Source organism: Clostridia bacterium, from assembly GCA_024653205.1.
Classification (GTDB): Bacteria; Bacillota; DSM-521; order Neomoorellales; family SLTJ01; genus JANLFO01.
The window spans coordinates 141,267-167,402 of sequence record JANLFO010000002.1 but is presented as its reverse complement, the minus strand read 5'-3'; the positions used below and the strand labels follow the sequence as shown (position 1 = coordinate 167,402).

21 protein-coding genes, 3 tRNA genes and 1 pseudogene are annotated in these 26,136 nt (G+C 63.2%); 2 read left to right on the top strand and 23 right to left on the bottom strand.

The genetic code is table 11. The features are described from left to right. Position 1: 1 nt before the first annotated feature. From NUV99_01960 to fusA, 9 genes are all read right to left on the bottom strand, one after another. Positions 2-1,981 carry a DUF5693 family protein gene (locus tag NUV99_01960; GenBank protein ID MCR4418897.1) on the bottom strand — a complete coding sequence of 660 codons (1,980 nt, stop codon included), beginning with the start codon at positions 1,979-1,981 and terminating at the stop codon, positions 2-4. Positions 1,982-2,163: 182 nt separating this feature from the next. Beyond that, the gene (locus tag NUV99_01955; GenBank protein ID MCR4418896.1) at positions 2,164-5,319 is read right to left on the bottom strand and encodes a type I restriction endonuclease subunit R; all 3,156 of its coding nucleotides are present in this window, start codon (positions 5,317-5,319) and stop codon (positions 2,164-2,166) included. Beyond that, entirely contained in the window at positions 5,316-7,025 is a 1,710-nt protein-coding gene (locus NUV99_01950) for an AAA family ATPase (GenBank protein ID MCR4418895.1), read from the bottom strand. Before NUV99_01950 ends, NUV99_01955 begins: the two co-directional genes overlap by 4 nt. A 148-nt stretch (positions 7,026-7,173) precedes the next feature. Next, positions 7,174-8,475, bottom strand: coding sequence for a restriction endonuclease subunit S (locus NUV99_01945; protein MCR4418894.1), 1,302 nt, complete (start codon positions 8,473-8,475; stop codon positions 7,174-7,176). A 10-nt stretch (positions 8,476-8,485) separates the two neighbouring features. After that, positions 8,486-9,976: a type I restriction-modification system subunit M gene (locus NUV99_01940; GenBank protein MCR4418893.1), complete on the bottom strand. Its 1,491-nt coding sequence runs from the start codon at positions 9,974-9,976 to the stop codon at positions 8,486-8,488. A gap of 430 nt (positions 9,977-10,406) precedes the next feature. After that, entirely contained in the window at positions 10,407-10,628 is a 222-nt protein-coding gene (locus tag NUV99_01935) for a type II toxin-antitoxin system HicA family toxin (GenBank protein ID MCR4418892.1), read from the bottom strand. Positions 10,629-10,635: 7 nt separating this feature from the next. Further along, complete coding sequence (locus NUV99_01930) at positions 10,636-10,863, bottom strand: type II toxin-antitoxin system HicB family antitoxin (protein ID MCR4418891.1); 228 nt, start codon at positions 10,861-10,863, stop codon at positions 10,636-10,638. A 374-nt stretch (positions 10,864-11,237) separates the two neighbouring features. Further along, positions 11,238-11,313 (bottom strand) — tRNA-Trp (locus NUV99_01925). 194 nt (positions 11,314-11,507) lie between these two features. Beyond that, the gene (fusA, locus tag NUV99_01920) at positions 11,508-13,562 is read right to left on the bottom strand and encodes an elongation factor G (GenBank protein ID MCR4418890.1); all 2,055 of its coding nucleotides are present in this window, start codon (positions 13,560-13,562) and stop codon (positions 11,508-11,510) included. Positions 13,563-13,713: 151 nt separating this feature from the next. Between fusA and NUV99_01915 the strand changes: the two genes are divergently transcribed. Next, positions 13,714-15,267: a polysaccharide biosynthesis protein gene (locus tag NUV99_01915; protein ID MCR4418889.1), complete on the top strand. Its 1,554-nt coding sequence runs from the start codon at positions 13,714-13,716 to the stop codon at positions 15,265-15,267. Between the two features lie 27 nt (positions 15,268-15,294). Here the strand turns inward: NUV99_01915 and surE are convergent. The 4 genes and pseudogenes from surE to NUV99_01895 all read right to left on the bottom strand — a co-directional run bounded on the left by surE (position 15,295) and on the right by NUV99_01895 (position 18,194). Continuing rightward, a pseudogene (gene surE / locus NUV99_01910) lies at positions 15,295-16,041 on the bottom strand (5'/3'-nucleotidase SurE). A gap of 11 nt (positions 16,042-16,052) precedes the next feature. After that, a complete protein-coding gene (gene folE, locus NUV99_01905) occupies positions 16,053-16,619 on the bottom strand; it encodes a GTP cyclohydrolase I FolE (GenBank protein ID MCR4418888.1) in 567 nt (188 codons plus the stop codon). A 76-nt stretch (positions 16,620-16,695) separates the two neighbouring features. Beyond that, positions 16,696-17,145 (bottom strand): transcriptional repressor, encoded by a 450-nt coding sequence (locus tag NUV99_01900; protein ID MCR4418887.1) that lies wholly within the window; start codon positions 17,143-17,145, stop codon positions 16,696-16,698. 89 nt (positions 17,146-17,234) lie between these two features. Then, a complete protein-coding gene (locus NUV99_01895; GenBank protein ID MCR4418886.1) occupies positions 17,235-18,194 on the bottom strand; it encodes an acyl-CoA dehydratase activase in 960 nt (319 codons plus the stop codon). A 130-nt stretch (positions 18,195-18,324) separates the two neighbouring features. Between NUV99_01895 and NUV99_01890 the strand changes: the two genes are divergently transcribed. Then, on the top strand, positions 18,325-18,705 hold the full coding sequence (locus NUV99_01890; protein ID MCR4418885.1) for a TIGR04086 family membrane protein: 381 nt from the start codon (positions 18,325-18,327) through the stop codon (positions 18,703-18,705). Between the two features lies 1 nt (position 18,706). On the opposite strand, the gene NUV99_01885 is transcribed toward NUV99_01890, so the two are convergent. The 10 genes from NUV99_01885 to NUV99_01840 all read right to left on the bottom strand — a co-directional run bounded on the left by NUV99_01885 (position 18,707) and on the right by NUV99_01840 (position 26,058). Next, complete coding sequence (locus tag NUV99_01885; GenBank protein ID MCR4418884.1) at positions 18,707-19,507, bottom strand: hypothetical protein; 801 nt, start codon at positions 19,505-19,507, stop codon at positions 18,707-18,709. A gap of 202 nt (positions 19,508-19,709) precedes the next feature. Next, complete coding sequence (locus tag NUV99_01880) at positions 19,710-21,251, bottom strand: acyl-CoA carboxylase subunit beta (protein MCR4418883.1); 1,542 nt, start codon at positions 21,249-21,251, stop codon at positions 19,710-19,712. Positions 21,252-21,324: 73 nt separating this feature from the next. After that, positions 21,325-22,335, bottom strand: a complete 1,011-nt coding sequence (thiL, locus tag NUV99_01875; protein MCR4418882.1) for a thiamine-phosphate kinase — start codon at positions 22,333-22,335, stop codon at positions 21,325-21,327. Beyond that, the gene (locus tag NUV99_01870) at positions 22,307-23,230 is read right to left on the bottom strand and encodes a quinate 5-dehydrogenase (GenBank protein MCR4418881.1); all 924 of its coding nucleotides are present in this window, start codon (positions 23,228-23,230) and stop codon (positions 22,307-22,309) included. The genes thiL and NUV99_01870 overlap by 29 nt, the downstream gene beginning before the upstream one ends. Further along, complete coding sequence (locus tag NUV99_01865; GenBank protein ID MCR4418880.1) at positions 23,227-23,619, bottom strand: secondary thiamine-phosphate synthase enzyme YjbQ; 393 nt, start codon at positions 23,617-23,619, stop codon at positions 23,227-23,229. The genes NUV99_01870 and NUV99_01865 overlap by 4 nt, the downstream gene beginning before the upstream one ends. A 21-nt stretch (positions 23,620-23,640) precedes the next feature. Further along, positions 23,641-24,282: a DUF3786 domain-containing protein gene (locus NUV99_01860; GenBank protein ID MCR4418879.1), complete on the bottom strand. Its 642-nt coding sequence runs from the start codon at positions 24,280-24,282 to the stop codon at positions 23,641-23,643. Then, the gene (locus NUV99_01855; GenBank protein MCR4418878.1) at positions 24,272-24,826 is read right to left on the bottom strand and encodes a flavin reductase family protein; all 555 of its coding nucleotides are present in this window, start codon (positions 24,824-24,826) and stop codon (positions 24,272-24,274) included. Before NUV99_01855 ends, NUV99_01860 begins: the two co-directional genes overlap by 11 nt. A 148-nt stretch (positions 24,827-24,974) precedes the next feature. Next, positions 24,975-25,421, bottom strand: coding sequence for a (deoxy)nucleoside triphosphate pyrophosphohydrolase (locus NUV99_01850; GenBank protein ID MCR4418877.1), 447 nt, complete (start codon positions 25,419-25,421; stop codon positions 24,975-24,977). A gap of 468 nt (positions 25,422-25,889) precedes the next feature. Beyond that, a tRNA-Lys gene (locus tag NUV99_01845) sits at positions 25,890-25,965 on the bottom strand. 18 nt (positions 25,966-25,983) lie between these two features. Then, positions 25,984-26,058 (bottom strand) — tRNA-Arg (locus NUV99_01840). Positions 26,059-26,136: the final 78 nt, after the last annotated feature.

Here is a 26,136-nt window from a genome sequence, read left to right as displayed (position 1 = left end):
CCTATGGCTTTTCCGGGGTACAAATACCGCCCTCGGTTCCTCCCCTGCGGGCCCGGTGCCTCCTGTAGCCTTCGAGGAGGCAGATCAGGATCAACCCTGCTATGGCCCCCAGCCAGAGCCCGTGCGCCGTGCGCAGAAGGCTCACCGCGAGGGGCGTGTGCACGTGGGCGAAGGTGTTGACCACCGAGGCCTGCCCGATGCTCCCGGCCGCCCACAGCAGCCAGTACCGCCGCGGCCGACCCAGTCGATAGCTGAGAAGCAGCAGGGGATGCCCCAGAAGGAATTCCTTGGTGCGCGGCCGCACCAGCAACAGTTGGTCCAGGTACTGGCGCAAGGCTCTCTCCCAGGAGGAAACGAAGGCCGTGCCCTCGTTTCCGGTGCGCATCAGGTAAACGTATCCCGCCAGCGCCAGCACCACCAGCGCCACTAGGGCCAGCCAGCTGACCGGCGAGGCCAGGCGCCGCCGGAGTTCTTCCCGGCTCCCCGGCCCCCAGAGCGCCGCCGCCACGAGTACCGGGGGCGCGAGGTGGGCCACCTTGGTCCCCAGGAACTGGTCCACGGCGAGCATGAACCCCACCTCGCCCAGCAGCCCCACCACCAGGGCGGCACCGACCAGGGAAAGCGCAGCCGTTACGGCGAAACGGCCGAGCGCCTGCGGGACCGAGCACGGTTCCTCGCGGCGCCAGAGCAGGACGCCCAGGGTCGGGAAGGAGATGGCGGCCACGGCCGCCGCCGCCTGCCGCGCGAGGACAGAGTCGGCGCGGAGGAGCAGCAGGTAGCCGGCAAGGCCGAGAGCAGAGAGGCCGATCAGCATCCGGCCTCTAAGACCCAGCTCGCGCAGGAGCAGTACCGCCGCCGCCCAGGCTCCCAGGCCGATGAGGCCGAAGAGCGCCCCCGGCAGCGGGAAGGGGGTAAAGGGACGCGGATCGCCCGGGGCAAGGCCCTGCGCCGCCAGGCCCTCTTTGAGAAACTCCAGATACCTTCTTGCCGAGGCCGCGGCGTCGGAGGATGCCATACCCCCCTCTGCCGCCAAGGCAAAGCGCACCACCAGGATGCGCACGTTACGCTCTCCTGCGGCCAGGCCGAACCGGGCCACGGCCTGCGCCGGCGAAAGGGTCTCGGCCTCCTCGGCCCGGATGCTGTGCAGGCGGACGGCCCGTTTTCCGGTGAGCTTCACCAGGGAGGCCAGTCCCTGCTGCTGGGTGAACTCGATAATGGCCACCGGCACGTCCAGCTCCTGGACCCCCCGGCCCAGGTCGGACACAAAGCGCGGGTAACCGGGAACCCGGTCTCCGTCGAAGGCAAGGGCAGAAAGATCATCCCTATGTGGGTACAGTTCTTCCAGGGTGGCGCGGACGGAGGCCGCATCCGCCGCCGGCCAGGGCCGCAGCTGCGGTATCACCTTTACGCCGGCCCGTTCTACTTCCTCCCAGGGGAAACCGGCGAGACCTATGCCCACCTTGAGCGCGGAGAGGTCCGACTTGGTCCATGAAAGCTCCACCAGAGAAAACTCCCCTGCCGGCAAGAGGCGTACCGAGCCGCCGGGAAGCCTGCGCCCCAGCTGCGCGGCCACTTCCTCGGCCACGCGGGGAGCGTCAAAGACCAGGTAGGAGTAATCCGGCCGCAGTTGGGCTGCTGCTTCGGGCTCCAGGTAGGGCGCGGCCGCCAACTCCCGGCCCAGCCGGAGCCAGACGGGGTAAATCCCCCACAGTAGTTCCCCGTCCAGTTCCGATACTAAGGGCTCCTTTACCAGGATCGCCCCTGCCCCGGCCTCCCGCAGGCTTGCCAGCAACTCCGCCCGGGGAACCCCCAAGGCGCGGCTCAAAAGGCTTACCTGTCCGAAGTCCAGCGCCACCTGCACCGTACGATTTGCCTGCTCCGAGCGGTAGCGGCCCGCAGCCACCACAAGCGACAGCACGACCGCCAGGATCACCAGTCCTACCAGAACGCGCTTTGCTACCCGCAGAACCCGGGAACTCAAGAGGCTTCACCCTTCTCAGAGACCTTCTTCAAACGCTCTGCACATAAGTATACCACGACCTGGCGGGCGCTCGAGGGACATTATCCGTAAACAGACAGATCCAGCCCCTCCGCCGGTCCCTTTCTGCGGAAACTCATCGGAATCCTGCTGCTAAGGGCAAGAACCCGCTTTGGTGGGGAGAACTAGTCCCGTGCCCAGGCCTCGGAGAGAGCTTCGGCCTGCTCCAGCACGGTTTCCGTGGCTTTGTCCTGTTTATCAGGTGGGTAGCCGTACTTGCGCAAAATGCGCTTGACAATAACACGCAGGCCGGCGCGGACGTTCTCGCGCGTGGTCCAGTCGATGCTTACATTGTTGCGCACGGCAACGGTAAGTTCGCGAGCAAGGGTACACAGGGTTTCGTCACCGAGGACCCTGGCGGCGTTACCGTTGGTTACCAGAGCATCGTAGAAGGCCAACTCCTCGTCGGTGAGGCCTAGTTGTTCGCCACGTTCGTTTGCGCGGCGCATTTCTCTGGCCAAGGCAATGAGCTCTTCGATTACCTGCGCTGCTTCTATAACGCGATTCTGGTAACCACGGATGGCCCGCTCAAGCATCGCCGCAAAGGAGCGCGCCTGTACCAGGTTCTTGCGACTCCGCGCCCTGATCTCACCGGAAATGAGCTTGCGCAGCAATTCGACGGCCAGGTTCTTCTGCGGCATGGCGCGCACTTCGGAGAGGAATTCATCCGAGAGGATGGAAATATCCGGCTTCTTCAGACCTGCGGCGGCAAAGATGTCAACCACCCCTTCCGGGGCAATGGCACGAGAGACGATTTGCCTGATGGCGTGGTCGAGTTCCTCTTCGGGCCTGCGCTCGCCCGGGGCGCCTTTAGCCAGCACGGAGCGCACCGCCTGGAAGAAGCCCACGTCGTCGCGGATGCGCAGCGCCTCCTTGTGCGGCACGGCCAGGGCAAAGGCTCTGGAAAGCTCGGTGACGGCCTCGAGCAACCTTTCCTTGCCTTTCTCCTGGGCCAGGATGTGTTCCTGGGCGGCCGGCAGTAGCGTCAGGCGCTCTTCCGGCGTCCCGGTTACCCACCTTGACCAGTCGAACCCGTGGAAGAGGCCCAGGCAGACTTCGTATTTCTCGAGCATGACCGCTACCGCCTCAGACTGGTCAATGGCCGTTCGCCCGGTGCCGCCGCTGGCGGTATAGGTCGTAAGCGCCTCGCGGAGTTCATTGGCCAGCCCGATGTAGTCCACCACCAGGCCGCCGGGCTTGTCGCGGAAAACGCGGTTGACGCGCGCGATGGCTTGCAGCAGGCCGTGGCCGCGCATCGGTTTGTCCACGTACATGGTGTGCAGGCATGGCGCATCGAAGCCGGTCAGCCACATATCGCGCACGATGACGATCTTGAAGGGGTCTTTGGGGTCGCGGAATCGCTGGGCAAGCGCCTCGCGGCGGGGTTTGTTGCGGATATGCTGCTGCCACTCGGCGGGGTCGGAAGCCCTGCCGGTCATTACCACCTTGATGACGCCCTTGTGGTCATCCTCGCGGTGCCATTCCGGGCGCAGCGCCACAATCTGGTTATAAAGGTCCACGCAGATGCGGCGGCTCATGCACACTACCATGGCCTTGCCGTCCATTGCTTCAAGGCGCCGCTCGAAGTGTTCCACTAGGTCCCGGGCAACGAGACGCAAGCGCTTCTCGGTACCGACCAGCGCCTCAAGCTGCGCCCACTTGCGCTTTAGCCGCTCCTTGCGCTCTACCTCCTCACCCTCGGTGACCTCCTCGAATTCCGGGTCGATCCGCGGGCGTTCGGCCGCGTCAAGCTCGATCTTTGCCAGGCGGCTCTCATAGTAGATTGGTACGGTAGCCCCGTCTCTCACCGCCTGCTGGATGTCGTAGATGCTGATGTAATCGCCAAACACGGCCCGCGTGTTGCGGTCGGTGAGCTCGATAGGCGTGCCGGTAAAGGCGATAAAAGACGCGTTCGGCAGGGCGTCGCGCATGTGGCGGGCAAAACCGTCAACGAAGTCATACTGGCTGCGGTGGGCCTCGTCGGCGATGACCACGATGTTGTGACGTTCGGAGAGGAGCGGGTAGCGGTCCCCTTCCTCTTCGGGCAGGAACTTCTGGATGGTGGTGAATATTACCCCGCCCGAATCCACCTGGAGTTTGGCCCGCAGGTCGGCGCGGCTTTCGGCCTGCACGGGTGCCTGGCGCAGGATTTCCTGGCAACGGGCGAAAGTACCGAAAAGCTGATCGTCCAGGTCGTTGCGGTCGGTAATCACCACAATGGTCGGATTCTCCATCGCCGGGTGAAGGATGAGGCGCCCCGCGTAGAAGACCATCGTCAGGCTTTTGCCCGAACCCTGGGTGTGCCAGATAACGCCTATGCGCCCGTCTCCAGGGTTGCCGCCGGGCTGGTAGCCAGCCTCGTAGCGCCCGGCCTGCTCGCGAAACTCTTGTTCGGCCTTTGGACGGCGCAATGCCCGGAACGTTTCCTGTACGGCGACGTTAACCGCGTGGAACTGGTGGTAGCCGGCCATTTTCTTTGCTATGGCCCCGCCCGGCAGGTCCTCAAAGACGATGAAGTAACGCAAAAGGTCGAGGAAGCGGCGCTTCTCGAAGACCCCGCGCAGCAGCACCTCCAGTTGAGGCAGGGTATCCGGCGCCACCGTGTCGCCCTCAATGGTGCGCCAGGGCATAAACCGTTCCCAGTCGGCCGTGATGGTGCCGATGCGGGCCTCGACGCCGTCCGAAACGACCAGGGCTGCGTTGTAGGCGAAGAGCGAAGGGATCTCGTTCTTGTAGGTTTGGATCTGCTGGAAGGCCGTCCAGATCGTCGCCTCCTCATCGGCGGGGTTCTTCAGTTCGATGACGGCAAGCGGCAGACCATTGACGAACACTACGATGTCCGGGCGGCGGGTGTGCTTGCTCTCCGAGACCGCAAACTGGTTGACGGCCAGCCAGTCGTTGTTATCGGGATTGTCGAAGTCGATTACGCGCACCTGGACGGCACTGATGCTGCCGTCCGGCCGGCGGTACTCAGAGGTGACGCCGTCGACGATCATGCGGTGAATGAGGCGGTTGCGAGCAGTCAGGCTCGGGGCGTCGGCGCGGGTCAGCTTACGGAACGCCTCGTCCAGCGCCTCCGCGGGGGCGTCCGGGTTGAGGCTTTCCAGCGCCCGGCGCAAGCGTTCCTCCAGCACCACCTGGGCATAGTCGTCGCGTTCCGCTTGGGGTTCGCCCGGGGCGATGGAGGGGCCGAAGCTAACCGCGTACCTCAGGTTTTCAAGCCAGGCAAGGGAGGCTTGCTCAACAACGAATTCGGAGAAGGTGGAACCACCGCCGTTCACCTTAATCCCCACCCACCATTGGCTACTCGAGTCTGGACTTCACCAGGAGAAATCACTTCCGTACTTTCACATGTATTGCTCTCAAATAGCATATTGACCACGGCAACTAGTTCCTTCGGAATTTCATCCAAGTTCATACTACGAACTCTCTCTACTACCTTCTGAGGCTTATCCTTAGCATTTCTTCCAATATTTAGGGCCGCCTCCAATGATGGTTTGATTAGCAATACTCGGTCCTGTCCACCAGCTGCTTCTAGTATCCGCGCATTCTCTGCTTGAGCGACCTCGTTCTCCTTGGCTTGCCTAGCCGGATCTTGACCCTTATCTTCCGGCCAAATGTCCTCGTCATGTAGGACCAAGAAGGGTATTCCCAAATCGGTACAAACACTAGCAACTAGTGGAATACCATTCTTGCCGCCACAGTCTATAACAGTAATACCCTCGGCATCGATGTCTAGATTCATCCGCTCAGCTACTATTAGGACTGCGCTACGATCAGCAGGCCCTTCAACAAGTAGTGCCTTCTTGGCGAAGAAAACCTCATTTCTTGCTGGGTTGAACTGTCCTGCCAGTTTTTGGCGTTCCCTTTCCTTAGCCAAACGTTCATAGTTTTCCACTGAGACATACGTAACGCTCGATGACTGGCCAGGATCCTTACGGACAAGACGAAGTGTCTCATATAAGTTAACGTCCGCAAAAATAGGCGAGTGTGTCGAGTAGATCACTTGGCATTGTGAAGCTTCGACCATCTCTCTGAGCAATCGGTAGAAATAACGTTGTGCCTGTGGATGTAAGTACATTTCCGGTTCTTCTATAACGATTGTCTGAAATTCACCACCAAGCTGGCGAAAAGCATCGAACAGCCCCACTACAATTGCACTTTGAATTCCAAGCCCAAGTTCTTCAGCTGGAACCTCAAGGTCGCCCTCCCTGTATTGAAGTCTCAGCGAATTGAAAGGATTTGAAGGATCTGCGAACCCAAACCCGATTTCGATTGACTTGGCAACGCCCCTGCCAAGAAACCCTAGCATGCGCTTAGCGGTATCTTGAATGCGCTTCTCTAACTCACGAACCTGTTCGGTTCTAAGGCACTCCATCGCAGTTTCATAGGCTTTCCGAAAGTCAGCTTCTGCTGTGAACTCACGACGCGCTGGCTCTAAGAGCTTGGCCAGGATGGACCCCCTAACAGTCGGCAAGTGCTGGAGAACGCTACGTCTATGATCAACAAACAGGACACGGTTCTGTTCACGAAGTGCAGTCCCAACTGGTAAGGGGCGAAATTGAGGCTTTACACCCTTGCGTCGGGGCGTTACGGGAATAAGGGGCACGTCCCCTTCAGCGTTTAGAGGCTCAAGGTCGACGTGCAAGTCTCCTGCGGTCCCCCACTTACCAGATCTCTGGTACGGCTTGCAGGATAATCGGACAGCGTTAACCTGGTGCCTGTTATCGAAGTCATCCTCGTGAACATATGGAGGGTCGAACCAGACGATTATCTCTATTCCCCGTGATGTGTCGAATGCGTAGAAATCCTGGGGAATCCGAAAACTCCGCATGGACGGCCAGACCTCGCCAAACACCATATCTATGGCCCGGAGAATTGCAGTCTTTCCAGAACCGTTTGGCCCAACAATAGCGGTCAGTGGCCCAAGCGGGACGTCAACATCCTCGAGACAACGAAAGTTCTTGCATTGGAGACTGGTCAACATGTAATCGTACCCTCCTTCTCAAAGTCCCGGTGCTTCCGAAACAAAACTCGGCAACTGCTCGCGGCCTAACTCACGTAATCCTCCTCGATTTCCCCCTCCCCCTCAAACCTGGAAGCACCTGAGAGACAAGGTTTCAATCGCCGGAAAATCATACCTGCTTCGGAAGCACCTCAAAGTCCCTAATAATCCGCGACGATACCCGCAGTTCACCGGAGATAAGCTTGGGTAGTAGCGTATCACGCAGGGCGGCGAGGGTATAGGATTCGCGCTTCTTTATCAGGGTTGTCTCCAGCATGGGTGCCACTATTCTTTCGAATGCTGCGAGCAACGGACGCTCTGGTAGGACCGTAGCTATACTAAGTACGGCTTCGGGCTGTGCGCGTTGATGACTCTTAGATGTACCAGTTACTAAACCTTCAAGCTCACGTCGGAAGTTAGACGACTGAACCAAGCAGTAGACAAAAGACTTGGTAAACGGCGGTTGTGCAAGAAGAACAAGAAACTCAGTTGAACAGATAGCGCGGTCATTATCGCTTATATCCACCAGCCAAACGCGCTTAATCTCGGGATTTAGCTTGGATAGTAGAACAGCTCCGGCGGGTACCCGGAACTTGAAACTCTTAATTGCTTCACCGCGTTCTCGCTTTGGCATTACGCCTTCGTCGAACGCAGGAATGCTGAAATGCAAGAACTCTGCATCCGGCGTATCCAGCGGGTTTACTCCGTCCTTTACAAGGTTGACAACCTCTCGGAGTGTACCAACCCTCCACCCCTTTGGTATCCACCCCAACTCTCTCTCCTCGAACTCATCGGGGAACAGCTTTGCCAGGGGCTCCGGTAACCCGGCGGGGTGGCCCTCGGCTCGGGTGCGGGCGAGAACTTCGCGCCGGCGGGCGGCTTTCTCCTCCAGTTCGCTCGGGATTGTATTACCTACCTTGAGCGCATTGTCAATTACCGGGTCAAAGTCTAAGAACCACGACTTGAAGATGGCGCGCGCTATTGCCTCTAGCGTTTCGTTCATGCGCCGGTTAAGCTCGATCTTGTCGTCCAACGTGCCAAGTATGTGGGCGATGGCGCGTTGCTCTTCGATACTTGGGACCGCGACAGGTAGTTGGTAGAAAGCTTCTCTGCTGGTAGAAGGGATTGCCGAACCACTATCCATGCTATTGATGTCGCGGTTCAACAATTCATAATAAGCCCAACGCATATCAAACTCTACACGAGGCTCAAGGTAGAAAGCTGTATCAATCACGAAGCAGGGCTCAGGTGAATAGTGAATGCCACGGTAAGCTCCCTTACGGCCGACAATTACGGTCGGATGATTACACAGCGGCTCATGGTGCCAACCTATTGGCCCGTCGGTACCATAGACTCGGTAATGGGCCTCAACATTCTCGTAGCCTCGAAGCCTCTTGCCATATTTCAGGGTGGCGAGATCGCCCCAGCGCATCTTACGCCCCTCACTCACCAAACCCCAACTCCTTCAGATTGCGCCTAATGGCCGCGTCGAGTTTAGCGGCTTCTTCCCGCTGCCGGCACAGTTCGGCCACCAGCCGCGCCATCTTCTCCTCGAAAGGCTCGCCGTCGTCCTCGGCTTGTTCAACCCCGACGTAGCGCCCTGGAGTAAGCACGTAGCCGTTTTCACGAATCTCCTTCAGCGTCGCCGCCTTGCAGAAGCCCGGTACGTCCCGGTATTCTCCGTCGCCGTCCCCGCGCCAGTTGTGGTAGGTGTCGGCAATCTTGCGGATGTCCTCGGGGGTCAGTTCGCGGTGTACGCGGTCCACCATGACGCCAAGCTTGCGGGCGTCAATGAAGAGTACCTGCCCAGAGCGGTCGCGCAGGGGCCTGCCCGAAAGCCCTGTGCCGCCCTTCTTGTTGCGGGCGATAAACCATAGGCAGGCGGGGATCTGCGTGGAGTAAAAGAGCTGGCCTGGCAGGGCCACCATACAGTCCACCAGATCGGCCTCAATGATGTTCTTGCGGATTTCTCCCTCGCCGGACTGGTTGGAGGACATGGAGCCGTTAGCAAGTACGAACCCGGCAATCCCATTCGGCGCAAGGTGATATACAAAGTGCTGTACCCACGCGAAATTCGCGTTCGATACGGGCGGGATGCCGAACTTCCAGCGTTTGTCCTCGCGCAACAGTTCTCCCCGCCAGTCGCTGTCGTTGAAAGGCGGATTGGCGAGGATGTAGTCGGCTTTGAGGTCCGGGAACTGGTCGTTGTGAAAACTGTCGCCGTGGGCGATGTGGCCGTCAATGCCGCGGATGGCCAAGTTCATCTTGCAGAGCCGCCAAGTGGTGTAGTTGGATTCCTGGCCGTATATGCTGATCTGCCTCCTGGCGCGGCCACCGTTGCCGTTGCCTGTAGCATGGGCCTCAATGAATTTAGCCGACTGCACGAACATGCCGCCGGAGCCGCAGCAGGGGTCGTAAACCCGGCCTTTATAAGGAGCAATCATTTCGACGAGTAACTCTACTACACAGCGGGGGGTGTAAAACTGGCCGCCCTTCTTGCCCTCCGCGCTGGCGAACTGCTGGAGGAAGTACTCATAGACACGCCCCAGAATGTCCTTCGAGCGGTTCTCACTGCCTCCCAGGCCGATGCTGCTAATCAGGTCGATCAACTGGCCCAGGCGCATCTTGTCGAGGTTCGGTCGGGCGTACTCCTTGGGAAGCACTCCCTTGAGCGAGGGATTGTCCCGCTCGATGGCAATCATTGCTTCGTCCACCAGTTGACCGATGTTAGGCTGTTTGGCGTTGGCCTTTAGATGAGACCAGCGGGCTTCAAGCGGCACCCAGAAAATGTTGACGGCGCGGTACTCGTCGGGGTCCTCAGGGTCGGCGTAGGGCTCCGTCTGGAGCTTGGCGTAATGCTCCTCGAAGGCGTCGGAGATGTACTTGAGGAAAATGAGGCCGAGCACCACGTGCTTGTACTCGGCGGCGTCCATGTTGTTACGCAGGGCATCGGCGGCCTTCCACAACTGGGCCTCGAATCCGAGGTTCGCAGACGTATCGCTTTCTGGCTTCCTGGCCACGCCTCCTTCACCTCTATCGGCTGCTAACAGTCAGGATCGGTAGCCTTAATCCATAATAATAGTTAGTACAAGAATAGTTCTCCGTCTGGACCGGGAAATCCTTCCTGGGAGGTCCATCCCATGGACAGTGGCAAGTTGCCAGCCGATGCCATGTTCGGCGGGCGGCACATGGCCCGACCCTGCACGGATACGCGGAGTGGATCGTGCGGAATCTCCTGCCATACGGTGAGAGTCTTACTAGCCCTAGTGACCGGCACATAGAAAACGCAACCTCCCTTAGGATGGCCCTTGGGAGGCTTGCTTACGATGGCAAGTCCAGGCAGAAGCTCGGCCAATGAAGCGGCTAGCCGAGAAGTTCTCTAAACTCGTCAACCGATAGCCCCGCCTGGTCCAGGATGCTCCTGAGCAGTTTGGGCCTCAAGATTTCGCCGGTATGCACGGGAACCGTAACCAGCTGCCCAGAGCCCGACCGGCGCAAGTGGTAGTGGCTTCCCTGCACCCTTACCACGACAAAGCCAGCCTTCCTTAAGGCAGCAACGGCTTCCTTGCCTGTGACCCTGGGCAGCCTCTCATTAAGCTATCTCTACCTGTACTTCGGCTATTTCAACATCTTTGCTGGGTAAAGGCAAGCCCTCCTGGGCCAAGGCCGCAAGGTGGCCGGCTATAGCCTCTTTGGCCCTTTCTAGGGCCTCCTCAACGGTGTCTCCTTGCGTGAAACACCCAGGCAAGGCGGGAACGGAGACAACATATCCCCTTCCTTCTTCATCCCACTCCAAGATGACTTTGTATCGATAAAGCATCTTGCTATACCTCCCCAGAGTCAACGCTTTCTGCACGCAAGGCATAGAGCAGGAATATTTCTCAACGCTTAACTAGTATGTCCTAGCGAAGTACGACTTGGCTCTTCAGTGGGCAAAATCCTGCTCAAGCGGACAGGTTGTAGGACGGTCTTACGCTGTCGAGAGACCTCTAGGAGCACCGTGGGCCGGCTTCCTCAAAGATAGACTCTTCCTGCGGTGTTTCCTGCCATGCGGGGGGAGCAGTTTCTAAAATCAAACCTCCCTTCGGCTTCTGGCCGGCAGGAGGCTTTCTCGTCAACAACGGGCTTGCGGTCTACAAAGTATCTCTTGAACGCCTGAACACCCACAGCCGCAAAGCGTCCATTCATAAAAAATGGCAGGGGCGGCAGGACTTGAACCCGCAACCAACGGATTTGGAGTCCGCTACTCTGCCAGTTGAGCTACGCCCCTGCACCGAATTGATTATACCATCGTTGCTTATCCCACACAAGCCCGATACGCGCCGATTTTACCCGACCGGGCGCCGGCAGGCCGACCTGCAAAGCCCTTAAAAGCCCTACTCTCGCCCCAATCGGTCCGGGCCGGCGCCGGCGGAGGTCATCGGCCTCGGCCCGGTTAGGCCAGCTTCCTCCGGCGTACCGCCCCTATTTCTCCTCGCTCTGGCGGGCCGCGCGGGCCTGCTCGATTATCTTATCCGCTATGCCCGCCGGTACCTCCTCGTAGTGGTCGAACTGCATCTTGAAGGAGCCGCGGCCCTGGGTGATGGACTTGAGATCGATGGCATAGCGGTACATCTCTGCCAGGGGTGCCATGGCGCGGATGACCTGGTGCTTGCCGTCCGCCTCCATCCCCAGGATGCGTCCCCGCTTGCTGTTCAGGTCTCCGATGATGTCGCCCATAAACTCCTCGGGCACCCGTACTTCCACCATCATGATGGGCTCCAGCAGCACCGGCTTGGCCTGCTCCATGGCCTTCTTGAAGGCCAGGCTGGCGGCGATCTTGAAGGCCATTTCCGAGGAGTCTACGGGGTGGTAGGAGCCGTCCACCAGGGTGACCTTGAGATTGGTCACCGGATAGCCCGCCAGGATGCCCTCCTGCATGGCCTCGCGGATACCCTTCTCCACCGCCGGGATGTACTGCTTGGGCACCGCGCCGCCGAAGATGGTCTCGTTGAACTCGAATTCCTGCTCCGGCAAGGGGGCCATGTCGATAAAGACGTGCCCGTACTGGCCGTGACCGCCGGTTTGCTTCTTGTGCTTGCCCTCGATGCGGTTCACCGCCGCCCGGATGGTTTCCCGGTAGGGCACCTTGGGCGCCTCCAGGGTTACCCCTACCCCGAACTTCCGCTGCAGCCGTTCTACGGTAATGTCGAGGTGCATCTCGCCCATGCCGGTAAGGATGATCTGCTTGGTTTCCGTGTTCTTTTCCAGCCGGAGGGTAGTGTCTTCGTCCATGAGCCGGGCCAGGGCGTTGCTGAGCTTATCTTCGTCCCCCTTGCTCTTGGGCGCCACCGCCACCGGCAGGGTGGGCTCGGGGAACTCAATGCCCTCCAGCTTCTGCGGACTGGCCTTCACGGTGAGGGTATCGCCGGTAGCGGTAGTCTGGAGCTTGGCTACCGCCGCCAGGTCTCCCGGCCGCACCTCGTCCACCGGGTCCTGGTTCTTGCCGCAGAGGGTGAAGACCTGGCCGACCCGCTCTTCGGCTTCCTTGTTGGCATTGAAGACCACGCTGTCCGGACGGAATACGCCCTGGTAGACCCGGAACAGGTTCAGCCGGCCGACGTAGGGGTCGGTGAGGGTCTTGAATACCAGGGCCGCCAGGGGTTTGCCGGCCAGCTCCTCCTCCGTGGCCTCGGCCCGGGCCAGCGGCGAGGGCGCCAAGGCCAGGATCTGGTCCAGCAACAGGTCTACACCCATGTTCTGCAGGGCGGAGCCGCAGAGGACCGGCACCACCTTTGCCGCCAGTACGCCCTTCTGCAGGCCGGATTTGATCTCTTCCAGCGACAGTTCCTCGCCTTCCAGATAGCGGGCCAGCAACTCGTCGTCGTTCTCCGCCGCCGCCTCGATCAGCTTCTCCCGGTGGGAGTCCAGCGCCTCCGCTACCTCCCCCGGGATCTCCCCGGGCTCGGCCTTACCGTTGCGGTAGTAGTAGGCCTTCTTTTCCAGTACGTCCACCACGCCCTTAAAGGTTTCTGCCGCCCCGATGGGAAGGAGAAGGGGCACTACGGCGGCATCGGTAAAGGCCTTCTGCATCTGCTCCAGTACGCGGTAGAAGCTGGCATTTTCCCGCTCCATCTTGTTGATGAAGGCGAGCCTCGGCAGTCCCTGCCTGGCGGCGAACTCCCAGACCACCTCGGTCTGAACTTCTACGCCGGCTACGGCGCAGACCACTACCAGGCCCACGTCGGCCACCCGGAGGGCGCTCTTTACCTCGCCGATGAAGTCGGCGTAACCCGGCGTATCCAGGACGTTTATCTTATAACCCCGCCACTGGCAGGGAGCCAGCGCCAGGGTGGTGGTCACCTTGCGCTTGATTTCCTCGGGAAGATAATCGGTGGTGGTGGTACCCTCGTCCACCCTGCCCAACCGTTTGGTCGCCCCGCTGCTGAACAGCATGGCCTCGGCCAGGGAGGTCTTGCCCGCGCCGCCGTGAGCGATCAGGGCGACGTTTCTGATCTTTGCGCTGGGATATACTTGCATGCTACTCCTCCTAACCAGAGAGTTCTGCCCGCACTACCTAAGTATAACTTTAATCGGCGCCGCGGAAAACCCCTTTTTGGCCCCTAATATTTTTCATCCTGCCCTTTCTTAATACCCCCGGCCGCCGCATATAAACTAGGGGTGAGTAGGTTTGGCGCGCTCTTCCCTGGCCGGTGGTGTGGCCGCGCTGTTCGCGGCCAACCTGTTCAGCCGCATCTTGGGCTTCGCCTACCGTGCCATGGCGGTTCGCCTTATAGGCGCGGAAGGCATGGGGCTGTACCAGATGGTCTTTCCCGTCTACGGCCTGGTGCTGGTTATCACCACCGCCGGCCTGCCCCTGGCCCTGGCCCGGGTCACCGCCGAGGCCAGGCCCCGCGGGGACTACGGCCAGATTCGTCGCGCTTTCGCCGTCACCGCCGCCGTCCTGACCCTTGCGGGCGTCGCCTCCGTGCTCGCGGTTGGCCGGCTTGTCCCGGTTCTTTCCCAAACCGTTCTGCCCGATCCCCGAACCCAGGTAATACTATCGGCGGCGGTTCCGGCCCTGATGGTGGTCCCGGTTGCCTCCGCCTTTAGAGGCCTGTTCCAGGGCCTGGGCCGGCTGGACCGGCCGGCCCAGGCCCTGATGGTCGAGCAGGTAGCCAGGGTGGCGGTGGGCCTGTACCTGGCCGCCCGGCTCCTGCCCCGCGGCCTGGCCGTGGCCGCCGCCGGGTTGGCGACGGGCATGGTGGTGGGAGAGGCGGCGGGTCTGGCCTATCTGTTGTCCGCCTATGCGCGAGAGAAACCCTGGCGGAATGCCCTACCGCCCAGGGCCGGCCTGAGCATCGCCGCCACCTGGCACCGGCTCTGGCAGCTGGGCTGGCCCATAACCCTGGGCCGGGTGGTAGCCTCTGTGACCCTGGCCCTAGAGGCCGTACTCATACCCCAGCGCCTGCAGGCCGGCGGTTACGGCCTGCGGCAGGCTACCGAGCTTTACGGTCAGTTTTCCGGGGTGGCCATGGCCCTGCTTACCTTGCCCACGGTATTTACCCTCTCCCTGGCCGCCGCCGCGGTGCCGGGAGTGGCCGAGGCTGCCGCCGGTGCCCGCGACCGCCTGGCCAGATACCGTATCCGCGAAACCCTGCGCCTCACCCTGGTGGGAGGCCTGCCCTTTGCCGTGGCCTATCTCCTGTTTCCCCACCACCTGGCGCATTTTCTTTTCGGTGAGGCCCGCGCCGGGGACAGCCTGCGCCTCCTGGCCCTGGGTGCCGTGTTCGTCTACCTCCAGCAGAGCAGCACCGGCATCCTGCAGGGATTGGGCAGACCCGATCTGGCCACCCGTCATTCGGTTTTGGGCGCAGTGGTACTGCTGGTGGGAATATACTGGTTGACGGTCCTGCCCGGCTGGGGTATTGCCGGGGCCGCTGCAGCCGTCGTAGCCTCGGCCCTGGTCGGTTGCGCGTTGAATCTCCGCAGCATAACCCGCCTTTCCGGCAGCGGCCTCACGCCCGCCGACTGGGTGGCGGCCCTGGCCGCGGCATCGGCGATGATTGCCGCCTCGGCCTGGGCCTGGCGGAGGCTGGCGCCTTCCCTGACGGCCCCGGCAGCCGTGGCGGCCGCCCTACTGCTGGGTGCTGCGGTCTACGTCTTGCTGGCCCTGGCCCTGGGTGCCCTGTCCAGGCAGGATTTGGCCCGCCTCTTCGGGATGCTGGGCCGTCCGATCCGGTAGGGCCCCCTCCAGTTCTGCGCCCAGCCCCCGGGCTTTCAGCTCTTCCGCCAGCCGGTAGTCGGTGAGGTCAAAGTGGATGGGGGTGATGCTGATCTTTCCCTGCGCCAGGGCAGCTACGTCCGTTCCCGCCAGTTCGGTGTCGTCCCGGATATCACCGGCGATCCAGTAGTAAGGGCGGCCCCGCGGGTCCTCGCGCCGGTGAACGGCGTTTACGTAACGGCGCCACCCCAGGGTGGTGATCTCCACCCCGGCTATGCGCTCCGGAGGTAGGCCGGGAAGGTTGACGTTCAGGAGGGTGTGAGGCCCCACGCCGCAGGCCATCAGCGACCGGCACAGCGAGGCGGTAAACTCCGCGGCAAAAGGCAGAAGACCCGGGTCTTCCCCGTCCAGAGACACCGCCAGTGACGGGACTCCCTCGATTGCGCCTTCCAGGGCGGCGGACACCGTGCCCGAGTAGAGGACGTCCGTACCCAGGTTGGGACCCAGGTTTATGCCCGAAATCACCAAATCCGGCGGCTGCGGCAGCAGCACCTCCAGGGCCAGCTTGACGCAGTCCGCCGGCGTGCCGTTTACCGCCCAGACGGTTTCCCGGACCCCGTCGAGGGACACCCGGCTGGCCCGCAGCGGGCGGTGCAGGGTGATACTGTGGCCGCAGGCGCTGCGCTCGTGGTCCGGCGCCACTACGTAAACCTGGGCCATCGCGGCGAGGCGCCTCCTGAGCACGTGCAGGCCCTCGGCCAGGACGCCGTCGTCGTTACTGAGCAGAATAAGCATGCGCCTCTCCTCTACCCGCCCTTGATTAGGGCAAGGGCCTCCGCACGGGTGGCCTCGTTGCTCCGGAAAAGCCCGCGCACCGCCGAGGTCACGGTCTTGGCTCCGGGCTTTTTGATTCCCCGCATGGTCATGCACATGTGCTCGGCCTCAACCACCACCAGAACTCCGCGCGGCTCCAGGCCCGCCACCAAGGTATCCGCTATCTGCGAGGTGAGCCGCTCCTGCATCTGTGGCCGCTTGGCCAGTATCTCCACCACGCGGGCGATCTTGCTGAGACCGGTAATGCGGCCCTTGCGGGGAATATAGGCCACGTGGGCCAGACCGTAGAAGGGCAAGAGATGGTGCTCGCACATGGAGTAAAGGGGAATGTCCTTGACCAGGATCATTTCTTCGTGCTCTTCTTCGGTGAAAAGGGTTCCGAGCACCGAGAGCGGATCGTCCTCCAGTCCGTGGAAAATCTCCGCGTACATCCTGGCCACGCGGCCAGGGGTATTTTTCAGCCCCTCGCGCCCGAGGTCCTCCCCCAGCCCTTCCAGTATCAGGCGTACTCCCCGCTCGATCTTCTCTAGGTCCGGCACGGGCATCGCTCCTCGACCGTAGCCTTGGCGGTTTCTCCTCGGTGAGGGCCGGCCTGGTGTCTTCCTCCGGCCCCGGCTAATCCTCGCCGCCCTCAGCCTTTCGGCGGCAGTCCCCGCAGAACCCGTAGAACTTGAGATGGTGATCCAGCACCTGGAAATCCATATTGCGGGCTATGAGTTCCTCCAGGGTCTCCAGAAGGTCGTCCTCGAACTCCATGACCCGGCCGCACCTGAGGCAGATTAGATGGTGGTGATGGTGAACGGCCTCGTCGTTCAGCTCGTAGCGACGCCGGCCGTCGTTGAAATTCATGCGCTGGAGGATGTCCAGATCTGCCAGCAGCTCCAGCGTGCGGTATACCGTAGCCAGCCCGATTTCCGGGTACTTTTCCTTCACCATGTTGTAGATTTCCTCGGCGCTCAGATGCCGCTCCGGGTGCTCCGTCAGGACTTCGAGTATAACCTGGCGCTGGGGAGTAACCTTGTAGTCGTGTTCGTGCAGCCTCCGGCAGATTACTTCTAACGCCAGCTGAGGCACAGCGCTACCTCCCGGGGAACTCCCGCCTCTTTGCTCCCATTATAGGCTACCCCGTGCTCCGGCGTCAATTTTCCCCGCCTTCAGCCGGCCATGACCTCCCACTTGCCGCAGCGGTCGCCCCATCGGGCCACCACTTCTTCTCCCAGGCAGATGTTGATAACCTCGCAGCAGTTGGAGCAGCCCTGGCACTCGAAGCTGCTGGCCCGGAAATCCATCTCGGCCGCCTCGAAACCGCGGAAGCTGGTGGCCTTGCGGTCCTTCATGGCCTCCTGCGCCAGCAGCGCGGCGCCGATGGCGCCCATGACGCCGAAATAAGGCGGCACGATTATCTCCATGCCGAGGGCCTTGGCAAAGGCCGCCCTGAGGCCCAGATTGGCCGCCACCCCGCCCTGGAAGACCACCGGGGGCCGGATTTCCTTGCCTTTGCCCACGTTGTTAAGGTAGTTCCGCACCAGGGCCTCGCACAGGCCGGCAATAATGTCCTCCAGATTGTGCCCCATCTGCTGCTTGTGGATCATGTCCGACTCGGCAAACACCGTGCAGCGGCCGGCAATGCGCACCGGCGACTTGGACTTGAGGGCCAGGGCCCCGAATTCCTCGATGGGTATGTTCAGGCGGGCGGCCTGCTGGTCCAGGAAGGAGCCGGTTCCGGCGGCGCAGACGGTGTTCATGGCGAAGTCCACCACCACTCCGTTGCGCAGGATGATGATTTTGGAGTCCTGGCCGCCGATCTCGAAAATGGTCTGGCAGCCGGGCACCATCCGCGAGGCGGCCACGGCGTGGGCGGTGATCTCGTTCTTGACCACGTCCGCCCCCACTATGGCGCCGGTGAGCGTGCGCGCGCTGCCCGTAGCTCCCACTCCCAGGACCTTTACCCCTGCCGGCAGCTGCTCGGCGATGAGTTTCAGCCCTTCCTTCACCGCCTGGATGGGCTGCCCGCGGGTGCGGATGTAGAGGCTGGCCTTAACCTCCCCTTCCGGGTTCAGGAAGACCAGGTTGGTGCTTACCGAGCCTACGTCGATACCCAGGTAGCCTTCCACTGGTTACAACACCCTCCAATTGTAACTCTAGCCAGCATAGTCTTCGACGCGGCCCTCGCCGTTCCCTCCAGGTCTAGCCCGGCGGGGCCCGGCATAGAGTAAACCGAAACCGCTGAAGGGGGAAGAGAGCATGCGCGAAGCGACCGGCGGAAAAACCGGCCGGTGGCCGGTGCTCATGGGCTTGGCGGTGGCCCTGGTGGTCATTCTGGTGCTCGGACTGCTGCTGGGCATCCTCCTCTACCTCACTCCCCTGCCGGAATTGTACCTGGAAAGCTACGCCCTGGCCATCCTTACCGTGGGCGTGTTCCTGGGGGCCTTCTGCGCGGCCAGGACGGCCCAATGCCGGGGGCTCGTCCACGGTCTGCTGGTGGCCGCCTCGGTGCTGGCGGTGATGGCGATCCTCACCTGGATAGCGCCGGCCGAGTTCTGCCCGGCCGCGCTGGTGCGCTTCCTGGTTGCCGCACTGGCCGCGGGCGTGGTGGGCGGCATGATAGGGGTTTCCTGGCACTAGGCTACTTGGCCGCCTCCCAGTGGCCGTAGATCTCGGCCACCAACCAGCCGTCCTCGGTCCGGACCAGTTCCACCACTACCGGCGTCTCCCTTTCCTCCCAGGTCAGAGGCCGCCAGAGCACGTCCGCCTCCACCCAGGCCCGCTCTTGACCCTGTACGAAGTCCCGTATGTGTACCACCAGGTATACTCCGCCCAGGGACCGGGCCCATTCTTCCTGGAGCGCCGAGAGAACGCCCCGCGAGACCAGCCGGCTCCAGTAGTCGGGCTCGGTCAGGCGGCGCACGGCCAACCAGTCTCCGCCGTTTACCGCCCGGTAGAATTCCCAGACCACCTCTACCGCGGAGCGGCTGTCGATGCGGGCCAGGCGCCACCTTCCGGCGGAGAACTCCAGGAAGACCGTCTGCACCGTGTTGGCCGGCCGACCGCGTCCCCCGGTCCATTGTGCCTCGCCTAATGCCCAGGCCCGGTCACGGTGCTGGTCTATGGCGAAGGCTTGGACCAGGAAAAGCGAGAAGGAAACCGTCGGGTCTATCCGCCGGCGTTCCTGCCATTCTCTGATCCGTCCGCTTTCCAGCAGGTAATTCCACAGGGCAGGCGTGCAGAAAGACCGGGCGGTTTCCCAGTCGTTGGCGGCAAGGGCGCCGTAGAACCGGTAAACGCTGTTGAAGGGAGCAGCGCTCCCCGGGCTTACCGCCTCGCCCTGGACCGGCGTACCGGGTCCGGGCCGGTAAACCCAGAACATACAGGCCAGGGCCAGGGCCCCGGCGGCAACGAACAGCAGCGGTCGGCGCCGTGCGCGCATGGTTCCCCCTCCTCTTAAAGTTTAGTGGGCAAGAGGAGGTGGTAGACCCAAATCGTTTGCCGGCGCCGACGGCTCACCCTAGGCCTGGCGAAGCATCCGTTTCAGGATCCTTCTCAGCAGGCCGGGCAGAGGGATAAAGTACACCCGCACGAGCGTCACCTCGCAAACTCGGGTCTCGGGCTCATTTCTATACTATGGAGCATCACAGCGGAATGTTACCGTGTTTTTTCTCCGGCCTGCTCTCACGTTTGTTCCGGAGGGCTTCCAGGGCTTCGATCAGGTAGGAGCGCGTCTCCCGGGGAGAGATGACCGCGTCCACGTAACCCCGAGAGGCGGCGGTATAGGGGTTGGCGAAAATACGCCGGTACTCTTCCGCCTTTTCCCGCTTCGCCCTTTCCGGATCGGGGGCAGAACTGATCTCCCGCCGGAAGATGATGTCCGCCGCTCCCTCCGGCCCCATAACCGCGATCTCCGCCCCGGGCCAGGCGAAGACCTGGTCCGCTCCCAGGGCCCGGGAGCACATGGCCAGGTAGGCCCCTCCGTAGGCCTTGCGCAGGATTACGGTGAGCTTGGGCACCGTGGCCTCGGCATAGGCGTAAAGCAGCTTGGCGCCGTGCCGGATGATGCCGCCGTGCTCCTGCTGCCTACCGGGAAGGTAACCGGTGGTATCCACCAGGGTGAGCAGGGGAAGGTTGAAGGCGTCGCAAAAGCGGACGAAGCGGGCCGCCTTGTCCGAGGCATTAATGTCCAGGCAGCCGGCCAGAAACCGAGGCTGGTTGGCGATGACCCCAATGGCGTAACCGTTGAGCCGCGCCAGGGCGCAGACTATGTTGGTGGCGTACTCGGCCTGCACCTCCAGGAAATAGCCGCCGTCCACCAGCCGGGCGATGACCGCCCGAACGTCGTAGGACTGCTTGGGATCGGCCGGCACCAGGACCTCCAGGTCCTGGCCGTCGGCGGCAGGATGCACGGGGGCAACCCGCGGGGGATGCTCTCCGCAGTGGGAGGGCAGGTAGCCCAGCACCCGGCGCACCAGGTCGAGGCATTCCTCTTCGCCGGCGCAGACGAAGTGGGCCACGCCGCTGCGGGCGGCGTGAACCCGGCCGCCGCCCAACTGCTCCGGAGATACCTCCTCACCGGTTACCGCCCTCACCACCTGGGGGCCGGTGATGAACATGCGCGAGATGCCCTCCACCATGAACACCAGATCGGTAAGGGCGGGAGAGTAAACCGCGCCGCCGGCGCAGGGTCCCAGGATGACCGAGATCTGCGGCACCACCCCAGAAAGGTGGGTATTGCGGCGGAAAATCTCGCCGTAGCCGTTAAGGGCATCCACCCCCTCCTGGATGCGCGCGCCTCCGGAGTCGTTGATGCCGATCAGCGGTGCCCGCGACCTGGCCGCCAGGTCCATCACCTTGCAGATCTTCTGCGCGTGCATTTCCCCGAGCGTGCCCCCCAGGGCGGTGAAGTCCTGGGAAAACACGAAAACCGTGCGTCCGGCAATCCGGCCGTAACCCGTTATCACTCCGTCGCCCGGGATCTCCACCCGGTCGAGCCCGAAGTTGGTGCAGCGGTGGCTGACGTTCTGATCGATCTCGATGAAGCTCCCCGGGTCCAGGAGCAGCGCCAGTCTTTCCCGCGCCGAAAGCTTGTGCGGTTGCTGCCGCCTCTGGGCCTCAGAGGAAGCCCGCTCTTTTTCGCTTGGAAGGGCGCGCTCGGCGCGCCGGGCTAAATGTTCGGGTATGGACACCCGCCTCCACCTCCGCGGTTGGCCGTGGCAAAGTTACTGGTAAAATTATATCACCTACTACCATAACTTAGCCATAAGTAGACCGAAAATGCTCGTACCCCTTGCCCAGGGTCAGGCGGCTCTGTCCGCGGCAGAGCACGATACCCGCCTCCCGGGGCAGCAGGCAACCTACGGCGGTGACCGGGGTGCCGCAGGCGTTCCGAATCCGGTCCCGCAGGGCGGCAAACTCCGAGGGCCGAACGCTGAAGAGCAGCTCGTAGTCTTCCCCGCCGTACAGGGCCCACTCCAGGGGGTCCCGGCCGTGGCCCCGTGCCACCTCCCGGGTAAAGGCCGAAACCGGCAGGCGCTCGGCGTACACTTCCGCCCCCAGGCCGCAGGCGGTGGCCACCTCCCAGGCGCCGCGCGCCAGGCCGTCGCTGAGATCTATTACCGCCCCGATGCCCGGGGTCCCGGCCAGGATCGCCCCTTCCCGCACCCGGGGAGCCGGCAGCAGGTGGCGCCTCAATACCGATGACCGGGCCGCGCTGCTCACGGGGCCGGGGTTCTCCAGCTCGTGCAGGCCGGCCGCCGCCGCGCCCAGGTCGCCGGTGACGGCAAGGATGTCTCCCGGCCTCCCGGCAGCCCGGGTAAGGGCCCTGCCCGCCTCGACCTCTCCCAGGAGGGTGACGGTTACCACCACCTGGGGCGCGGCCACGGTGTCCCCGCCCACGATTTTTATCCCCCAGCGTAGGGCGCAGCGCTCCAGACCCTGATAGAAACCTTCCACCCAGGCGGCGCTGAGTTCTCCCGGAAGGGCCAGCGAGATCAGGGCGTAGGTGGGCGAGCCGCCCATGGCGGCTATGTCGCTCACGTTCACCGCCAGCGACTTGTAGCCCACCTGCCAGGCCTCGGCCCAGTCCGACCGGAAGTGCACCCCCTCCACCAGGATATCGGTGGTGGCCAGCAGCCAGCGGCCGGGCGTGATCTCCAGGGCGGCGGCGTCGTCTCCCGGACCCACCGGCGTTCCGGTCGAGCCGATGCGCTCCAGAAGCCTGGCTACCAGGGCGATCTCACCGAGATGGGAAACCTTGGCGTTCACGAAACACCTCCACCTTGGGCCGCAGACCGGCATCCATGAGCAGCCGGGCCAGTCCCTCGCCGGAATACCGGTACAGGGCGTCGCCCAGTGCGGCGTGCAGCGCGGCCTCCCAGGCGTTGGCCGACCAGGAGCGGCCCTCAACCGGGGGCATGGTGGTCGCGACTCCGGCCGCACCCCTGGCCCGCAACAGGCGCTCTTCCTCCGGCCACAGGCTGTTTACCAGTACCATCCGACCCCGAAGATCCTCCGGCAGGCGGTGCAGCAGGAGGTGGCAGTCTCCCGCCAGCACCTGAACCCCTTTGAGCCTCAACCCTGCCCGGCCCGGCCGGTCCTGCTCCGCGCCCAAGGGGTAAAGCCACGTGAGGGGAACGAGGCGCAGCGCGGGCAGGAGCGCGCGGGCGACGAGGCCGAACGCGCCCAAATCGAGAAACGGTCCCGGGAGGTGGAGGGCAAAGAAAACGTCTCCCGCCAGGACCCTCGCCCCCCGCCGGTGCATTTCCTCGGCCAGGCCGAACCGGTCCAGCACCGAGGCGACCAGTACCGAACTCTCCCTCCACCGGAGGCCGTGCTCTTCCTCGAGATGGCCCACCACCCAGCGCTCCAGGGTATCCTTGAGGAACGAACCGTCCACCAGGGGAGTGCCGCGCACCAGCCGGCGCAGGCGGGCGGCCTGGGGCACGGGGTAGCTGCGGCCGGCCACCCGGTAGGCGAAGTTCAATCCTCCCAGGCCGATGGCCTCCACCCGCCCGTCCAGCTCCCGCAACAGCGCAGCCAGGCGTTCCACGCTGCCGTCGCAGCCGATGCGCCGGACTTCCACCTCCCGGCCCGCGATCCGCACCCGGGAGGTGAAGTCCCGCCGGGAGGTGCCGAGGCTTACGCTGACCGCCCGCTTCAACGTACCCCCACCATGAGCGTCCGCCGCCTGGGGCCGTCGAACTCGCAGAAGAACACACCCTGCCAGGTGCCCAGGGCCAGGCGGCCGTCCTGCACCGGGATCAGGGCGCTGTGGCCCACCAGCGAGGCCTTGACGTGGGCGTCGGCGTTACCCTCCCGGTGGTGGTAGGGGCCGCTCCTGGGAACCAGGCGGGCCAGCGCAGCCAGGAGGTCGCGCCGCACGTCCGGATCGGCGTTCTCGTTGACGGTAATTCCGGCGGTGGTGTGGGGTACGTAAAGGCAGCACACCCCCTCACCCACTCCCGCCCGGCGGACGGCCTCGCCCACCAGGGCGGTAACGTCTACCAGTTCCTCACGAGACCGGGTTTCAACCGCTATCCTCTGCCACACGGTTGTCGCCCCCTTGTCCGGCTACTTCAGCCGCAGTTCCGGGGGTGCCGTCTGGGGCCGGCCCGAGGCCGCACCGACGAGGTACATGGCCGCCAGCTGCGCCAGGGTGGCGCAGTCCTCCAGCGGCAGGTAGCCGGTCACCCCGCGATCGAAGAGCACCGTGGCGTTGGCCGGGAATTCGTCGTCGCCCTGCCACAGGATGACCGCCAGGCTCACCCGGGGAAGGGCCGGCAGGGCGCAGGCCGCGTCCCCCAGGGCCAGCGGCTCCCCACCCAGGGCCGCGGCGGCACCGGCCAGGGCCGCCGGGTCGGTTCCGAAACGGCGAATCAGGGGCCGGAGGCAGCGCTGCCGGAAGGGCTGAAGGTAGATGGTTCCGCCCGGGATCTCGCCGAAGCTGATCCACTGCCGCTCGGGCGGAGCGCCGCCGGCGCAGACCAGGTAGTGAAGCAGCAGTATCTGTTCGCGCCGGGACAGCGGCGGCCCGGTCTCCGGCCTGCTCTCCCCGTCCGGGTGGCGCACCAGAACCGGGCGGCCGAAGTAGCGCAGGCGGAGCGTGCTCCGGTCGATCGGCTCCGCCCCGGCCCTCCCGGCCGCCTCCAGGGGATCGATCCGGGCGAAATCCTCCTGCGCCTTGGCCCAGGCGAAGTCCAGGTTAATCTCCATGTCGCGCCTCTTTCCGCGGGCCGCTGACGTAGTAGCGGCTGCCTCCCAGGTGATGGAGCGTGGAGGCCTCGGGCCGATCCACCCAGTAGGTGGAGAACAGCCCCTCCCGGGCAGCGGCCGCCACCACCTCGCCCACGAAGAAGGTGTGGTCGCCGGCCCGGTGGCGGGCCACCACCACGCACTCCAGGTGGGCAAGACATTCCTCAATCAGCGGAGGCCTTACCTTTCGGGCCGGGCCCGGAGTCAGTCCTGCCTTCCGGAACTTGTCCCCCTCGCGGCCGGAGATGCTCCCGCACAGATGCACCCTGGGCAGCAGCTCTGCTCCGGGAACGTTGACCACGAACTCCCCGCCGGATTCGATCAGCTCGTGGGTCAGGTGCGTGCTGGCAATGGACACGCCCACCAGCGGCGGCCGGGCCGAAAGCGGGGTCTGCCAGGCCACGGTCATCACGTTGGTGCGCCCGCCGGAAGCACTGGTGACCAGCACCACGCAGCCGTGATTTATCAGGCGGTGGGCAGATGCCGGAGGCACCTCGACCTTCAACTCATATCCCTCCCGGTGCGAACCATCCAAACCTTGGCTCTGCCATAGATTATAATTCCGCCCGGCCGCCCTGACAAACCCTTCGGCCAGACGCGGACGGGCGGGAACAATTCTTGGGCGGTTTCTGCCTGCCTGCAAAGGGGCTTCCTTAACCGGAGTGTTGCCCGGGTGGTGCCTCTCGCCCGAGCTTTTCCGCTATGGGCACGTCCGCCGGAGCCAGGTCGAGCCGGCCCAGCTCCTCCGCAGACACCCACCTGACCGCGCCGCTCGGGGCCGGGTCCGCCTCGGGCCGCCATCCCTCGGGCAGAGAGCAGGTGTAGGCGAGCAGCAGGATGGGCCCGGTCTCGTAGCGGTGGTAGACCGCGGCGAAGATATCCTCCACCCGCACCGCCAGGCCGAGTTCTTCCCTGATCTCGCGCGCCAGACACTGCTCCGGGCCTTCGCCCGGCTCCAGCTTCCCCCCGGGGAATTCCCATTTGCCCGCGAGGTGCCCGTGCCGCCGCCGGGCCACCAGCACCCTATCACCCCGGCGGATGACCGCGGCGGTAACGATGATTGGGTATTCTCTAGCGCCGTTGTTTGAAGAGGTACTCATCGTGTGAAGAGGTACTCATCGTGGTGGCGTGTGCTCCCCTGCGGCCTTCCCCGAGCCATGATGTGGCAAAACACAATGGCAACGGGCAAACAGTGCCTAGCGAGAAAGGCGGTATCTATTACGCCTGGCCTTGCCATGCCCGCTCATAACCGCCTCGACAAGCCCCTTGGCAATAAGACTGTGCAGGCTGGCATTCCGGCATGCGCCTCATGGTTTCAAGGACATGCTCCTGTAGCCTCTGAACTAGCTGGTGGCCAGGAATAGAGCTATCTGCTTCTTCCACGGAGAATTGCCGTCCTGCAGCTGCCCTACTGTCATATGATCCCCCGAGTATCGCGCGAAAAGCCCGTTGCCGCACACCAAGCCTCGCTCAGGTGAATGCCTCCTTTAAGACCGTGCCATCGGGGATACCCCGTCTAAAAGCCGACAAAAAAGGTTCAAGGAAAGCTCCCTGAACCCCGGATTTTCTGGTAGGCCCTCGGGGACTCGAACCCCGGACCCGCTGATTAAGAGTCAGCTGCTCTACCGACTGAGCTAAGGGCCTACCTTTATGCTGGTATCCTGGCGCGCCCGGCAGGACTCGAACCTGCGCTCCTGGCTCCGGAGGCCAGTGCTCTCTCCCCTGAGCTACGGGCGCGCGACCAAACATAGTATAACGCAGGCCGTGATCGCTGTCAAACCCCAGGAGCCGGTCGCGGGCAAGAATACATGCACC

Excerpts from the sequence above, each read along its gene's own strand:
- NUV99_01950 (MCR4418895.1), bottom strand. The coding sequence starts at position 7,025 with ATGTTGACCAGTCTCCAATGCAAGAACTTTCGTTGTCTCGAGGATGTT.
- NUV99_01945 (MCR4418894.1), bottom strand. The coding sequence starts at position 8,475 with ATGCGCTGGGGCGATCTCGCCACCCTGAAATATGGCAAGAGGCTTCGA.
- NUV99_01940 (MCR4418893.1), bottom strand. The coding sequence starts at position 9,976 with ATGGACGCCGCCGAGTACAAGCACGTGGTGCTCGGCCTCATTTTCCTC.
- NUV99_01930 (MCR4418891.1), bottom strand. The coding sequence starts at position 10,863 with ATGCTTTATCGATACAAAGTCATCTTGGAGTGGGATGAAGAAGGAAGG.
- fusA (MCR4418890.1), bottom strand. The coding sequence starts at position 13,562 with ATGCAAGTATATCCCAGCGCAAAGATCAGAAACGTCGCCCTGATCGCT.
- NUV99_01890 (MCR4418885.1), top strand. The coding sequence starts at position 18,325 with ATGCGCGAAGCGACCGGCGGAAAAACCGGCCGGTGGCCGGTGCTCATG.
- NUV99_01885 (MCR4418884.1), bottom strand. The coding sequence starts at position 19,507 with ATGCGCGCACGGCGCCGACCGCTGCTGTTCGTTGCCGCCGGGGCCCTG.
- NUV99_01860 (MCR4418879.1), bottom strand. The coding sequence starts at position 24,282 with ATGGAGATTAACCTGGACTTCGCCTGGGCCAAGGCGCAGGAGGATTTC.
- NUV99_01850 (MCR4418877.1), bottom strand. The coding sequence starts at position 25,421 with ATGAGTACCTCTTCAAACAACGGCGCTAGAGAATACCCAATCATCGTT.